Raw genomic sequence first — 15796 nt, 5'->3', positions numbered from 1 at the left:
TGATTTGACTCCGCACTAGTAAAAAGGGCATCATTTGATGCCCTTTTTCTGCGCTGAAGATTTATTTTGACGATTTGTTAGTCAAAAGTAAAAGGTTTGAGACAGAGAAGGTGTCTTTGTTTCTGAAAATAAGCTTCGAACGCTTATTTTTGTTAGTTTGCCCTGCAACAGTGGGGTTTATTGTCGTCTATATTTAGATTTGTGACAGGTTGGGTTATGAAAGCAAATCATGCTGAAACTCCTGAGAGCTCAAATGCAGCAGATAAACTGAAGTGGTTGATTGCTATTGTTCTGTTGGCTACCGCTGTTGTGGGTAACTCCTTTTATGGTGAAACGGTTTCTGTCGTTATTCGTTCTGCTGGTGTTATTGTCTTAATTGCTGCCGCATTGGGTATTGCAGCGATTACTGTGAAAGGTAAAGAAGCGGTGAGCTTCGCGCGAGAAGCGCGTATGGAAATTCGCAAAGTAATATGGCCTACACGTCAGGAAACCGTGCAAACCACATTAATTGTTCTGGCCGTCTGTGTTGTGATGGCTCTGGCGTTATGGGGTATTGACGGTATTATGGTTCGCCTTGTTGCATTTGCGACTGGAGTATAGAGGGTTTAATTCATGAGTGAAGCTCCCAAAAAACGCTGGTATGTTGTTCAAGCCTTCTCTGGATTTGAAGGTCGAGTGGCACAGTCACTGCGTGAACATATCAAAATGCATGGAATGGAAGAGTTGTTTGGTGAAGTATTAGTGCCAACGGAAGAAGTTGTCGAAATGCGTGCCGGCCAACGGCGTAAAAGTGAAAGAAAATTCTTCCCGGGCTATGTACTCGTCCAGATGATCATGAATGATGAATCTTGGCACTTGGTGCGTAGTGTTCCCCGAGTGATGGGATTTATCGGTGGGACATCTGATCGTCCGGCACCGATTACCGATAAAGAAGCCGATGCGATATTGAATCGGCTGGAGAAAGCGAGTGAAGCGCCACGGCCGAAAACGATGTTTGAAGCTGGTGAAGTCGTTCGGGTTAACGATGGGCCATTTGCTGACTTCAACGGAACTGTCGAAGAGGTTGATTACGAAAAGAGCCGTTTAAAAGTCTCTGTTTCAATATTCGGCCGGGCAACCCCCGTTGAGCTTGAATTCGGTCAGGTTGAAAAATTAGATTAAAAAACCATCTTTTTAGACTTGTTTAAGGCGCGGAATTTGACTATAATTTCGCGCCTTTTTACAGGTCTTCACTAGAAACGGGGAGCTGATCAGTGGATTAGCGTTAGTACCCATTATGTAGGAAATATCATGGCTAAGAAAGTTGAAGCTTATATCAAGCTGCAAGTTGCAGCAGGTATGGCAAACCCAAGTCCACCAGTTGGTCCAGCTCTGGGTCAGCGTGGTGTTAACATCATGGAATTCTGTAAAGCGTTTAATGCGAAAACAGAATCTGTAGAGAAAGGTCTTCCGATTCCAGTTGTTATCACTGTATACAGCGACCGTTCTTTCACTTTTGAAACTAAGACACCACCAGCGGCTGTTCTTCTGAAGAAAGCAGCAGGCATCAAGTCTGGCTCTGGTCGTCCGAATACAGAAAAAGTGGGCACAGTAACTGACGCGCAAATTCAGGAAATCGCAGAAACTAAAGCTGCGGATATGACTGGTGCAGATATCGAAGCAATGAAGCGTTCTATCGCGGGTACTGCTCGTTCAATGGGTCTAGTGGTAGAGGGTTAATATCATGGCAAAACTAACTAAGCGTATGCGTACTATCCGCGAGAAAGTGGATGTTACTAAAGAGTATGATATCAACGAAGCTGTTGCATTGCTGAAAGAGCTGGCAACTGCAAAATTTGTTGAGTCTGTTGACGTTGCTGTGAACTTAGGCATCGATGCACGTAAATCTGATCAGAACGTTCGTGGTGCAACTGTACTGCCTCATGGTACTGGTCGTGAAGTCCGTGTTGCTGTTTTCACTCAAGGTGCAAACGCTGATGCAGCAAAAGAAGCTGGTGCTGACCTTGTTGGTATGGAAGATCTTGCTGAGCAAGTGAAAAAAGGCGAACTGAACTTTGACGTTGTCGTTGCATCTCCAGATGCAATGCGTGTTGTGGGTCAGTTAGGTACTATCCTTGGCCCTCGTGGCCTGATGCCAAACCCTAAAGTTGGTACTGTAACACCAAACGTTGCTGAAGCGGTTAAGAACGCGAAGGCTGGTCAGGTTCGTTACCGTAATGACAAAAATGGGATCATCCATACAACAATCGGTAAAGTTTCTTTCGATGTTGAACAATTGAAAGAAAACTTGGAAGCACTGATCGTTGCTCTGAAAAAAGCAAAACCATCTACATCGAAAGGGGCTTACGTGAAGAAAGTAAGTCTTTCTACAACGATGGGCGCTGGTGTTGCAATTGATCAGGCAACCTTAAGCACTCAAGCTTAATCTATTTGCTAAGGCGTAAAATTCATGTATAATTTTGCGCCTGATAATATTTGTGGTTGGGGCTGAACCTTGGTTCTTTGAACTATAATCCAGTCTCCGTCCAAGACCGTAGGCGTCGTCTCTGACGGCTTAATCAAACCTACGTAGATGGTGCCCGAACTGACGAAAGCTCTATTTTTTATAACTTTCTTCTGGGACTGCACCTAAAAAGCTCTCACTGTTGATGAGAATAGTGAGTGGTGTAACGACAACCAGGAGTAAATCCAAGATGGCTTTAAATCTTCAAGACAAAAAAGCAATTGTTGCTGAAGTCAACGAAGCAGCCAGTGGTGCACTTTCTGCAGTTGTTGCTGATTCTCGTGGTGTTGAAGTAAGTGCGATGACTTCTCTGCGTAAACAGGCTCGTGAAGCCGGTGTTTACATGAGAGTTGTTCGTAACACACTAGCACGCCGCGCAGTTGAAGGCACAGACTACGAATGTCTGAAAGACGTATTCGTAGGTCCTACTTTGATTGGTTTCTCTACTGAGCACCCTGGTGCTGCAGCACGTCTTTTCAAAGACTTTGCAAAAGAGAATAAAGATTTTGAGATCAAAGCAGCTGCATTCGAAGGTTCTATCGCTGATGTCGAAGTACTCGCAACGCTACCAACTTACGACGAAGCTATTGCACGTCTGATGATGTGCATGAAAGAAGCTTCTGCTGGCAAGCTGGCACGTACTATCGCTGCTATCCGCGACCAAAAACAAGAAGCTGCATAAGGCTTGCTTTTTACTGGTTGCTTATTAAACTAATTGTTGACTTAGAAGAGAATTGTTATGTCTATTACTAACGAGCAAATCCTAGACGCTATTGCAGAAATGTCTGTAATGCAAGTTGTTGAACTGATCGAAGCAATGGAAGAGAAATTTGGTGTTTCTGCTGCTGCTGCTGTTGTTGCTGGTGGCGCTGCTGCTGCTGGTGAAGCTGCTGCTGAACAAACTGAATTCGACGTTGTCCTAGCTTCTGCTGGCGCGAACAAAGTTGCTGTAATCAAAGCAGTTCGTGGCGCAACTGGTCTGGGTCTGAAAGAAGCGAAGGCTCTTGTTGACGGCGCTCCAGCTCCGATCAAAGAAGGCATTGAGAAAGCAGAAGCTGAAGCTCTTAAAGCACAACTTGAAGAAGCTGGTGCAACTGTTGAGCTTAAGTAATTCTTACTTAATCGCTTAGCCGAAAGGCTAATGGCTGGTGGTTTATTGACCACCGGCCTTTTTGCGCTGTAGGGTGTCGATGAATTTTCCTACTGTTTAGTCATTCGACATTCGTGCAAAAAAACGTTTATCTCAACGTGGTTAAACGTCACTACAATAAACAGTTAGTTAGTCACTGCCGTTTCCCTTTAATGCAAAGGCGGGCAGTTTGGGTCACTTATCAGCGAGCTGAGGAACCCCATGGTTTACTCCTATACCGAGAAAAAGCGCATCCGCAAGGACTTTGGTACTCGTCCACAAGTGTTGGACATTCCATACCTGCTATCGATCCAGCTCGATTCGTTCGACAAATTTATCGAACAGGATCCTGAAGGACAATATGGTCTAGAGGCTGCTTTTCGTTCTGTGTTTCCTATCCAGAGCTATAATGGCAACTCTGAGCTGCAATACGTTAGCTACCGTCTTGGTGAGCCAGTTTTTGATGTTAAAGAATGTCAAATTCGTGGTGTAACTTATTCAAAACCTCTGCGTGTAAAATTACGCTTGGTTATTTTTGATAAAGACGCACCAGCGGGTACTGTCAAAGATATTAAAGAACAAGAAGTCTACATGGGTGAAATCCCACTCATGACAGATAATGGTACTTTTGTAATTAATGGTACTGAGAGGGTTATCGTATCCCAGCTGCACCGAAGCCCCGGCGTGTTCTTCGACAGCGATAAGGGTAAGACCCACTCATCTGGAAAAGTCCTTTATAACGCACGTATCATTCCTTACCGTGGTTCGTGGCTTGATTTCGAATTCGATCCGAAAGACAACTTGTATGTTCGTATCGACCGTCGTCGCAAACTACCAGCTTCTATTATTCTGCGTGCGTTAGGAAAGACAACAGAAGAGATTTTGGATATTTTCTTCGAAAAAATCCATTTTGAAGTGAAAGATCAAACGCTGATGATGGCTTTGATTCCTGAACGTTTACGTGGTGAAACCGCCAGCTTTGATGTTGAAGCAAACGGAACGGTTTATATCGAAAAAGGACGTCGCGTTACTGCTCGTCACATTCGTCAGCTGGAAAAAGACGCCGTTGAATTTATCGAAGTGCCTGTCGAATATATTGTCGGCAAGGTTGCAGCGAAAGATTACGTGAATGAAGCGACAGGAGAGCTGATTGTTGCAGCAAACCAAGAGCTGAGCCTCGAAGCGTTAGCTAATCTCTCTCAAGCTGGTTATAAGAAGATTGAGGTTCTATATACCAATGACCTTGATCACGGCTCATTTATGTCAGATACGTTGCGTATCGACAGCACAACAGATCGTATTTCAGCACTTGTTGAAATCTATCGAATGATGCGCCCTGGTGAGCCACCAACAAAAGAAGCCGCAGAGACACTGTTTGACAGTCTGTTCTTCTCGGAAGACCGTTATGATCTTTCAACCGTTGGACGGATGAAGTTCAATAGTTCTATTGAACGGGATGATGCAGAAGATCTAGGTACGCTTGATGAATTCGATATCATCGAAGTAATGAAAAAACTGATCGCGATCCGTAATGGTATCGGTGAAGTCGATGATATAGACCACTTGGGTAACCGCCGTATTCGTAGCGTCGGTGAAATGGCTGAAAACCAATTCCGTGTCGGTCTTGTTCGTGTCGAGCGTGCGGTAAAAGAGCGTTTGAGTCTGGGTGATCTAGACAACGTGATGCCACAAGATCTGATCAATGCCAAGCCTATTTCGGCAGCAGTGAAAGAGTTCTTCGGTTCTTCTCAGCTATCTCAGTTTATGGACCAGAACAACCCATTGTCAGAAGTAACGCATAAGCGTCGTATTTCTGCATTAGGTCCTGGTGGTCTGACACGTGAGCGTGCTGGGTTTGAAGTGCGAGACGTTCACGTGACGCACTATGGACGTTTATGTCCGATTGAAACACCTGAAGGACCAAACATCGGTCTGATCAACTCATTGTCTGCATTTGCACGCTGTAATGAATATGGTTTCCTTGAAACGCCTTATCGTCGTGTTGTTGATGGTGTGGTGACGGATGAAGTGGAATATTTATCTGCGATCGAAGAAGGTCAGTTCGTCATTGCTCAGGCAAACGCCAAACTGACTGAAGAAAGTACTTTTGCTGATGAATTGATCACGGCTCGCCAGAAAGGTGAATCAGGTCTGCACCCTCGTGAACATGTCAACTATATGGACGTTGCGACCAACCAGGTTGTATCGATTGCAGCATCGCTCATCCCATTCCTTGAGCATGATGATGCGAACCGTGCCTTGATGGGTGCGAACATGCAACGTCAGGCAGTACCAACACTTCGTGCGGATAAGCCGTTGGTCGGTACTGGTATTGAACGTAATGTCGCTGTGGATTCTGGTGTAACTGCGGTTGCTAAACGTGGTGGTCATGTTCAGTCTGTGGATGCGTCTCGCATCGTTATCAAAGTTAATGAAGATGAGTTGATTCCGGGCGAAGCAGGCATTGATATCTATAACCTGACTAAATATACGCGTTCTAACCAAAACACATGTATTAACCAGCGTCCTTGTGTGATGCCGGGTGAACCTGTGGCGCGTGGTGATGTGCTTGCTGACGGTCCTTCAACAGACCTTGGTGAACTGGCACTTGGGCAAAATATGCGTATCGCATTCATGCCTTGGAATGGTTATAACTTCGAGGACTCGATCCTTGTTTCTGAGCGTGTTGTTCAGGAAGACCGGTTTACAACCATTCACATTCAAGAGCTTTCTTGTGTTGCTCGCGATACCAAGCTAGGTGCTGAAGAAATCACTGCGGATATTCCAAACGTTGGTGAAGCGGCACTATCCAAATTGGATGAGTCTGGGATTGTCTACATCGGTGCTGAAGTCAAAGGTGGCGATATTCTGGTTGGTAAAGTGACGCCAAAAGGCGAAACGCAGCTGACACCGGAAGAAAAACTACTCCGTGCGATCTTTGGTGAGAAAGCTTCAGACGTGAAAGATACGTCCCTGCGTGTACCAAATTCAGTTTCAGGAACGATTATCGATGTTCAAGTCTTCACTCGTGATGGCGTTGAAAAAGATAAACGTGCACTTGAAATCGAACAGATGCAGCTAAAAGAAGCGAAAAAAGACCTGACAGAAGAGTTCCAAATTCTGGAAGGTGGTTTGCTTGCCCGTGTGAAAGCGGTTCTGCTGTCTGGCGGTTATTCTGAAGCGAAGCTTCATTCGATTGAACGCAAGAAATGGCTGGAACAAACGCTGGAAGATGATGATCTTCAGTTACAACTTGAGCAGCTTGCTGAGCAATGGGATGAACTGAAAGCCGATTTCGATAAGAAATTTGAAGCGAAGCGCCGTAAGATCACTCAAGGTGATGACCTTGCCCCGGGTGTTCTGAAAATCGTCAAAGTTTATTTAGCGGTCAAACGTCGTATCCAGCCGGGTGATAAAATGGCTGGTCGTCACGGTAACAAAGGGGTTATCTCTAAAATTAACCCTGTAGAAGATATGCCATACGACGAAAACGGACGTCCTGTTGATATCGTACTTAACCCACTGGGTGTACCATCACGGATGAACATCGGTCAGATCCTTGAAGTTCACTTAGGTGCAGCGGCGAAGGGGATCGGTGACAAGATCAACCAGATGGTTAAAGAGCAGCAAGAAATTGCGAAACTACGTGAGTTCTTGCAGGAAGTTTATACGTTGGGTAATGACATTCGTCAGAAAGTGGATATTTCTGCCCTTTCAGATGAAGATATTCGTACTTTAGCGAATAACTTACGCAACGGTCTTCCAGTCGCTACGCCAGTATTCGACGGTGCAACAGAGCCAGAAATCAAGCAGCTGCTGAAACTAGCAGATTTGCCTGAGTCCGGTCAGTTGACATTGTTTGATGGCCGTACCGGTGATGCTTTTGAGCGTCCGGTTACTGTTGGTTACATGTATATGCTGAAACTGAACCACTTGGTTGATGATAAGATGCATGCTCGTTCTACGGGTTCTTACAGCCTTGTAACTCAGCAACCACTTGGTGGTAAAGCTCAGTTCGGTGGTCAGCGATTCGGTGAGATGGAAGTGTGGGCACTTGAAGCTTATGGTGCTGCTTATACACTTCAAGAAATGCTGACGGTGAAATCGGATGACGTGAATGGTCGTACGAAGATGTATAAAAACATCGTTGACGGCAATCACAGCATGGAACCGGGTATGCCAGAATCGTTCAACGTATTGTTGAAAGAGATTCGCTCACTGGGTATCAACATTGAGCTAGAAGACGAAGAGTAATTCTATTCTTGAGTAATAGAATAGGATTATCTGGTAGAAAGGCGCGACCTAGCGCCTTTTAACTCCTTACAGGAGCTGATTGTGAAAGACTTATTAAACTTTCTGAAAGCACAGCACAAGACCGAAGAATTTGATGCAATCAAAATCGGTCTTTCTTCACCCGATATGATCCGTTCGTGGTCATTTGGTGAAGTGAAAAAACCTGAAACTATCAACTACCGGACGTTCAAACCGGAGCGTGACGGTTTGTTTTGTGCGCGTATTTTTGGTCCGGTAAAAGACTATGAGTGTCTTTGCGGAAAGTACAAGCGTTTGAAACACCGTGGTGTGATTTGTGAAAAATGTGGCGTTGAAGTCACTCAGACTAAAGTTCGTCGTGACCGTATGGGACACATTGAACTGGCGTCTCCTGTTGCTCACATCTGGTTTCTGAAATCGCTTCCGTCTCGTATCGGTCTCTTAATGGATATGCCGCTACGTGATATCGAGCGTGTACTTTATTTCGAAATGTATGTCGTTACCGAACCGGGTATGACCGATCTGGAAAAAGGTCAGTTACTGACTGAAGAAGAGTATCTGGATCGTCTGGAAGAATGGGGCGACGAATTTACAGCGAAAATGGGCGCTGAAGCCATTAAGGACCTGCTGGGTTCCATGGATATGCACCATGAAGCTGAAGTGATGCGTGAAGAGTTAAATACAACAAACTCTGAAACAAAACGTAAAAAAGTGACTAAGCGTTTGAAGCTGGTTGAAGCTTTTATTGCTTCCGGAAACAATCCTGAATGGATGATTCTGACCGTGCTTCCTGTTTTGCCACCGGATTTACGTCCTTTAGTTCCTTTGGATGGCGGTCGTTTTGCGACCTCTGATCTAAATGACTTATATCGCCGTGTGATTAACCGTAACAACCGTTTGAAGCGACTGCTTGAGCTTGCAGCTCCGGATATTATTGTCCGTAACGAAAAACGGATGCTACAGGAATCAGTTGATGCATTGTTGGATAACGGACGTCGTGGACGTGCGATTACTGGTTCGAACAAGCGCCCACTGAAATCACTTGCGGATATGATCAAAGGTAAACAAGGTCGTTTCCGTCAAAACCTGCTGGGTAAACGTGTTGACTACTCCGGTCGTTCAGTAATCACCGTTGGTCCATACCTGCGTCTGCATCAGTGTGGTTTGCCGAAGAAAATGGCTTTGGAACTGTTTAAGCCATTCATTTATAGCAAGTTAGAAACTCGCGGTCTGGCGACGACGATCAAAGCTGCGAAGAAAATGGTTGAACGTGAAGAGCCAGTTGTATGGGATATTCTGGATGAAGTCATCCGTGAACACCCTGTACTTCTGAACCGTGCTCCAACACTTCACCGTTTGGGGATTCAGGCTTTTGAACCTGTTCTGATCGAAGGGAAAGCAATTCAGCTACACCCACTTGTGTGTGCGGCGTATAACGCGGACTTCGATGGTGACCAAATGGCGGTTCACGTACCATTGACACTCGAAGCACAGCTTGAAGCGCGTACGCTGATGATGTCAACCAACAACATCCTGTCGCCAGCATCTGGTGATCCAATCATCGTACCGTCACAGGACGTTGTTTTGGGTCTCTACTATATGACGCGTGAAAAGATTAATGCACCGGGTGAGGGCATGTACCTTGCTGGTCCGGCTGAAGCAGAGAAAGCATATCGCACTAAATCTGCTGCGCTTCACGCACGCGTAAAAGTCCGCATCACTGAAACTGTTCGTGATGAAGACGGCCGTGAGACGACAGAAACCAAAATGGTTGATACAACCATTGGTCGTGCAATGTTGTGGCAAATCGTGCCGAGAGGTCTGCCATATAGCCTGGTCAACCAAAAACTGGGTAAAAAGCAGATTTCGAATCTGTTGAATGAGGCTTATCGTAAACTGGGTCTGAAAGATACGGTTATCTTCGCTGACCAGATTATGTATACCGGTTTTGCTTACGCGGCATTGTCAGGCGTTTCTGTTGGTATCGACGATATGGTTGTACCACCAGCGAAATATACAGAGATCTCTGAAGCCGAAGAAGAAGTTCGTGAAATTCAGGAGCAATTCCAGTCGGGTCTTGTTACTGCCGGTGAGCGGTATAACAAGGTGATCGATATCTGGGCTTCAACCAACGATCGTGTTGCGAAAGCCATGATGGAAAACCTGTCTTCTGAAACAGTCATCAACCGTCAGGGTGATGAAGAGAAGCAAGAGTCATTCAATAGTATTTACATGATGGCTGACTCTGGTGCCCGGGGTTCTGCAGCTCAGATTCGTCAGTTGGCCGGTATGCGTGGTCTGATGGCTCGTCCGGATGGTTCGATCATCGAAACACCGATTACGGCGAACTTTAAAGAAGGCCTGAACGTTCTTCAGTACTTTATCTCAACGCACGGTGCTCGTAAGGGTCTGGCGGATACGGCACTGAAAACAGCAAACTCAGGTTATCTGACTCGTCGTCTTGTTGACGTTGCACAAGATGTTGTTGTCACTGAGCATGATTGTGGTACACACGAAGGCGTCGAGATGATGCCGCATATCGAAGGTGGTGATGTTAAAGTTGCTTTGACTGAACTTGCTTTGGGTCGTGTGGTTGCAGAAGATGTTCTCAAGCCTGGTACTGAAGAAATTCTGATTCCTCGTAACACATTGATCGACGAAAAATGGTGTCAGATCATCGATGAAAACTCAGTGGATCAACTGAGAGTTCGTTCAGTTGTAACTTGTGACTCTGATTTCGGTTGTTGTGCTCAATGTTATGGTCGTGATCTTGCTCGCGGTCATCTGGTAAACCAAGGTGAATCTGTTGGGGTTATCGCAGCACAGTCTATCGGTGAACCGGGTACTCAGTTAACGATGCGTACGTTCCACATCGGTGGTGCAGCATCGACAGCAGCAGCAGAAAACAGTATTCAGACGAAGAACAAAGGTTCTGTGAAACTGAATAATGCGAAATTCGTAACCAATAAAAACGGTAAGCTTGTGATTACCTCTCGTGCCACTGAACTGACGATTATCGATGAGTTCGGACGGACGAAAGAGAAACATAAACTGCCTTACGGTTCCTTGTTGAGCAAAGCTGACGGTGACTTAGTTGATACCGGTGAAGTTGTTGCAAACTGGGAAGCGCACACCATGCCGATCATTACCGAGGTATCAGGTCGTGTCCAATATGTTGACATGATTGATGGCGTGACCGTTTCTCGTCAAATGGATGATTTAACAGGTCTGTCTTCAAGTGAAGTGACAGAAGCTGCTGCCCGTCCTTCTGCCGGTAAAGATATGCGTCCAGCAATCAAACTGGTTGATGAGCAAGGCCGTGATGTGATGATTCCTGGTACAGATATGCCAGCTCAGTACTTCCTGCCGGGTAAAGCAATTGTGAACCTGGAAGATGGTGCGGAAGTGGGTGTCGGTGATACGTTGGCTCGTATTCCTCAGAAATCTGGCGGTAACCGCGATATTACCGGGGGTCTGCCTCGCGTTGCGGATCTGTTTGAAGCACGTAAACCTAAAGAGCCTGCGATTCTGGCTGAACACACTGGTACAGTGTCATTCGGTAAAGAAACCAAAGGTAAACGCCGTTTGATCATCACGCGTGAAGGTGGGGATACTTATGAGGAAATGGTTCCTAAGCATCGTCAGTTAAACGTGTTTGAAGGTGAGAAAGTCGAACGTGGTGACGTGATTGCCGACGGTCCGGAGTCTCCGCACGATATCTTGCGTCTGCGTGGTATTCATGCAGTTACACAGTACATTGCGAATGAAGTTCAGGAAGTTTATCGCTTACAAGGCGTTAAAATTAATGACAAGCACATTGAAACGATTGTTCGTCAGATGTTACGTAAGTGTACCATTACTTTTGCTGGTGACTCAGAGTTCCTGGCAGGAGAGCAGGTAGAATATTCTCAGGTGAAAATTGCCAACCGCCAACTGGTTGCTGAAGGCAAAGAACCTGCACGTTATGAACGTGAACTGTTAGGTATTACCAAAGCATCTTTGGCAACAGAATCATTCATTTCTGCTGCGTCGTTCCAAGAAACGACTCGCGTACTGACCGAAGCTGCGGTTTCTGGTAAGCGTGATGACTTACGTGGTCTGAAAGAGAATGTTATCGTTGGTCGATTGATTCCTGCCGGTACTGGTTTTGCCTACCATCAAGAACGTCATGCAAGACGTGATGCACAGAAAGAAGGTCCATCTGCTGAACAGGCAACGGACAACTTGGCTGCATTGCTGAATGCTGGCTTCTCGTCTGATGAGTAATCATTGCTAAATATGTAAAAAGGCGCCTTACGGCGCCTTTTTTATACCAGTATGATTTTGTGTCAGTCCATGTTCTGTGAGCTTGATTGAGAACTTAGGCACCGGGAGGAACGGACAAACTGTCAGCAATCATCTGGATCAGTTCATCTTCAAGTTCAAATCGTGCTTCTAAGGTTTCCCCCAAATGAGATAAATCGCGGTCAAAATTTTCCAGATGTTCATCATCTCTGATATCTAAGTACTTATCTGCGAAATTGAGTAAGGGATCTGTTGTCTCAACAATTGAAAAATAAGTTTGGTTGATTTCGTCCGTCGCAGTAAACCCGGTTGATTCCCATTTAGCTTTAACGGTATCGTAGATCTTAAAATGACCTGTGGAAATGTAATCGACCAGCTTTCGACAAAACTCATGAATATCATTGGCTGACGGGAGTTCACTAAGAGCCGCTTTGGAAGTACAGGGCTGCAATGAGGCAAGTTTACAATATCTAACGAGTAAAATTTGTCGGGAGTCTAACCATTGATCAATGACATCACTGGAACCTCCCCATTGCTCTTGTATTCTCTTGAATTTTTTAAGCATGGCCATTGCCCTCATGATCTGCTCCCCGTAGGGAGATCCTGCTTTGGCAGTTGTGTCTGGAGACACAATATCTTATTCATACGAGAGGGTTAGAACATGGTACACTTCCCACTCTGGTATGAAACTAGATTGCCAGTAAAATAGTCAGACTGCAAGGATATAGGAGCGATCATGTTAGAAAATAGTGAAGTCAGAAACGCTTACTGGTGTGTTGTTTCTGGAAGCGAACTCTGGACTGTGAATAATATGCTACCCTTTGGAACTGCGGAACGTTGGTCTCTCCCTGAAGATAAAGCAGTCAAGATTGCAGAATGTGACGGTTACCCAATTTTTTGGTTGAATGAAGCAGATTTGGAACAGCGTTTACCAATGTCATCACTGAGAACATTACTGAATATTTCTGAATCATTGTTCCTTGCCGCAAGTAAAGCGGTCCAGTATGGTCACATGACACAGACACAGCGGTTCTGCGCCCAATGTGGCGGACGGAATTATTTTCATCACCGTGAGTTAGCAATGCAGTGCCATGAATGCCGGACAATCCATTATCCACGCATCTTTCCTTGTATTATTGTTGCTGTTCGTCGTGATGGTGAAATTCTTTTGGCCCAACATGCCCGCCATCAGGGCGGTATGTATACGGTTGTTGCTGGATTTGTTGAGGCAGGAGAGACATTGGAACAGACGGTTGCCCGGGAAGTATTTGAAGAAACGGGCATCCGAGTGGAGAATATCCGATATTTCGGTAGCCAGCCTTGGGCTTTCCCTTCAAGTATGATGGTTGCTTTTCTGGCTGATTACGCATCAGGGGAAATTCGGATCGATGAGCATGAAATCAGTCACGCGAACTGGTTTTCTCCGCAAAATATGCCGGAGGTTGCACCGGAAGGGACAATTGCCAGAGCATTGATCGAGCAGACGCTGGCGGATATTCGTGCGTTCAGTAGTGTTTCGTCGATAGGATAAAAAAAACCTCCGAATAAACGGAGGGGTAAGTAAGATGTCGTTATGAGATATTGAGTAGCGAGTACTCTATTTATTATTATTAATAATTTTCATTATTGAACAAATATTTAACACTTAAGCTGAATTGTTGCAAACAATCTGATTCTTTTTTCGTCTGGAACATGATCTTGCTTGCAAAGAATTAAAAAAATTTACCTGATATAAGAAGTGATAAAAGCCCTGATTTGGAAGATTAAAAATGACTGAATTAAAGAATGATCGTTATCTGCGTGCGCTTTTGAGGCAACCCGTTGATAGAACGCCTATATGGATGATGCGCCAAGCAGGACGTTATCTGCCTGAGTACCGTGAAGTGAGAGCTCAGGCCGGGGATTTTATGACTTTATGTAAAAATCCTGAACTGGCTTCAGAAGTCACGTTGCAACCACTACGTCGTTTCTCTCTCGATGCCGCGATTCTGTTTTCTGATATTTTGACGATTCCAGATGCAATGGGACTCGGGCTCTATTTTGAAGCCGGTGAAGGGCCAAAGTTTACCCATCCAATTCAATGTCGGGCGGACGTGAACAAAATCGGAATTCCTGATCCGGAGAGTGAATTACAGTATGTGATGAATGCGGTTCGACAGATTCGTCATGATTTACAAGGTACTGTTCCGTTAATCGGATTCTCCGGTAGCCCATGGACTCTCGCAACTTATATGGTGGAAGGCGGTAGTTCGAAGGCGTTTACCAAGATTAAGAAGATGATGTACGCTGAGCCGGAGACGTTACATGCGTTACTCGATAAACTGGCAGAAAGCGTCATCCTATACCTGAATGCTCAAATTAAGGCTGGTGCTCAGTCAGTCATGGTATTTGATACGTGGGGAGGGGTACTGACTCCGCGTGATTATCGTGATTTTTCGCTTCAATATATGCATAAAATCGTCGATGGTTTGATCAAAGAACATGGCACTTATAAAGTGCCTGTCACACTCTTCACCAAGAATGGTGGGATGTGGTTGGAACAAATTGCTGCCACAGGTTGTGATGCAATTGGACTTGACTGGACAATCAATATTGAAGAGGCGAAAGCTCGAGTTGGTGGGCAAGTCGCTTTGCAGGGCAATATGGATCCTTCAATGCTCTATGCACCGGCACAGCGAATCCGGGATGAAGTGGCACAAATTCTGGCAGGATTTGGCAAAGGGAGTGGTCATGTCTTCAATTTAGGCCATGGCATTCACTTAGATGTGCCGCCTGAAAATGTTGATATTTTTGTGAATGCTGTTCATGAGTTGTCAGCCCCCTACCACAAATAGTCTTAACTCATTATGGATCTGCTTCTCTCGATGCCATGATGAAAACGTGTGGAACTTGGTCAGATAATGTCGGGTATGAAAACGAAAGATCGAATTATTTTTGCAGCGCTGGAGCTTTTTAACGAACAGGGTGAACGTACGGTTACAACAAACCATATCGCTGCCCATATCCAAATCAGCCCAGGGAATCTGTATTATCATTTCCGGAATAAGCAAGAGATTGTCAGAGCAATTTTTGAGCTTTATTCCAGTGAATTACTGGAACGCTTTGCTCCGCCTCATGGGCATAAAGAGAGTTTGTCGCTTCTGAAATATTATTTAGATTCTATTTTTACACTGATGTGGAAATACCGTTTTTTCTACGCGAATTTACCGGAAATCCTCCAAAGAGATGAGGTGCTACATGGCTCTTATATTCGTGTTCAGGAAAAACTAAGACATAATCTGGTGAGTATCGTCAGTCGGTTTATCGAGATCGAATTGCTCGATATCCCAGAGTCTGAGATGGAATCTTTTGTAACGACGCTCCATATGATTACTGCGAGCTGGTTGAGTTACCGGGCCGCGATGTCACAAAAAGCTCAAGTGACGGAAGAAGTCATTCATCAAGGCATGTTACATGTGATTGCTGTAGTCAAGCCGAGAGCGACAATCGGTGGCGCAGAACAGTTGCAGATTCTGGAAGAAGGTGTCAGAGCCATGCATACTGAATAGGTATCATTTTATATTGAGTGATAATCCACAGCGCCGGTGATAAAGGCCGCGCTGTGTTTT

At 45.2% G+C, this 15796-nt stretch carries 12 protein-coding genes; 11 read left to right on the top strand and 1 reads right to left on the bottom strand.

Annotation, left to right across the window (positions count from 1 at the left end; translation table 11 throughout):
* Positions 1–216: 216 nt before the first annotated feature.
* From secE to rpoC, 8 genes are all read left to right on the top strand, one after another.
* Positions 217–600, top strand: a complete 384-nt coding sequence (gene secE / locus AC55NX_RS07810) for a preprotein translocase subunit SecE (protein WP_496995198.1) — start codon at positions 217–219, stop codon at positions 598–600.
* A 12-nt stretch (positions 601–612) separates the two neighbouring features.
* A complete protein-coding gene (gene nusG / locus AC55NX_RS07805; RefSeq protein WP_001287510.1) occupies positions 613–1161 on the top strand; it encodes a transcription termination/antitermination protein NusG in 549 nt (182 codons plus the stop codon).
* Between the two features lie 129 nt (positions 1162–1290).
* The gene (gene rplK / locus AC55NX_RS07800) at positions 1291–1719 is read left to right on the top strand and encodes a 50S ribosomal protein L11 (RefSeq protein ID WP_059122885.1); all 429 of its coding nucleotides are present in this window, start codon (positions 1291–1293) and stop codon (positions 1717–1719) included.
* A 4-nt stretch (positions 1720–1723) separates the two neighbouring features.
* Positions 1724–2425 (top strand): 50S ribosomal protein L1, encoded by a 702-nt coding sequence (gene rplA, locus AC55NX_RS07795; RefSeq protein WP_496995197.1) that lies wholly within the window; start codon positions 1724–1726, stop codon positions 2423–2425.
* 268 nt (positions 2426–2693) lie between these two features.
* Positions 2694–3185 (top strand): 50S ribosomal protein L10, encoded by a 492-nt coding sequence (gene rplJ, locus AC55NX_RS07790; RefSeq protein ID WP_496995196.1) that lies wholly within the window; start codon positions 2694–2696, stop codon positions 3183–3185.
* Positions 3186–3242: 57 nt separating this feature from the next.
* The gene (gene rplL, locus AC55NX_RS07785) at positions 3243–3614 is read left to right on the top strand and encodes a 50S ribosomal protein L7/L12 (RefSeq protein ID WP_496995195.1); all 372 of its coding nucleotides are present in this window, start codon (positions 3243–3245) and stop codon (positions 3612–3614) included.
* 240 nt (positions 3615–3854) lie between these two features.
* Positions 3855–7886: a DNA-directed RNA polymerase subunit beta gene (gene rpoB, locus AC55NX_RS07780; RefSeq protein ID WP_496995194.1), complete on the top strand. Its 4032-nt coding sequence runs from the start codon at positions 3855–3857 to the stop codon at positions 7884–7886.
* 81 nt (positions 7887–7967) lie between these two features.
* On the top strand, positions 7968–12170 hold the full coding sequence (gene rpoC, locus AC55NX_RS07775; RefSeq protein WP_496995193.1) for a DNA-directed RNA polymerase subunit beta': 4203 nt from the start codon (positions 7968–7970) through the stop codon (positions 12168–12170).
* Positions 12171–12264: 94 nt separating this feature from the next.
* On the opposite strand, the gene rsd is transcribed toward rpoC, so the two are convergent.
* A complete protein-coding gene (gene rsd, locus AC55NX_RS07770) occupies positions 12265–12759 on the bottom strand; it encodes a sigma D regulator (RefSeq protein ID WP_496995192.1) in 495 nt (164 codons plus the stop codon).
* A gap of 165 nt (positions 12760–12924) precedes the next feature.
* Between rsd and nudC the strand changes: the two genes are divergently transcribed.
* From nudC to AC55NX_RS07755, 3 genes are all read left to right on the top strand, one after another.
* On the top strand, positions 12925–13719 hold the full coding sequence (nudC, locus tag AC55NX_RS07765) for an NAD(+) diphosphatase (RefSeq protein ID WP_496995191.1): 795 nt from the start codon (positions 12925–12927) through the stop codon (positions 13717–13719).
* 238 nt (positions 13720–13957) lie between these two features.
* Positions 13958–15022 (top strand): uroporphyrinogen decarboxylase, encoded by a 1065-nt coding sequence (hemE, locus tag AC55NX_RS07760; protein WP_496995190.1) that lies wholly within the window; start codon positions 13958–13960, stop codon positions 15020–15022.
* Between the two features lie 75 nt (positions 15023–15097).
* The gene (locus AC55NX_RS07755; protein ID WP_496995189.1) at positions 15098–15736 is read left to right on the top strand and encodes a TetR/AcrR family transcriptional regulator; all 639 of its coding nucleotides are present in this window, start codon (positions 15098–15100) and stop codon (positions 15734–15736) included.
* Positions 15737–15796: the final 60 nt, after the last annotated feature.

It is taken from the genome of Vibrio rubrogenes (assembly GCF_059641415.1).
The sequence above is the reverse complement of the archived record's forward strand: the minus strand, read 5'-3'. Positions and strand labels throughout refer to the sequence as shown.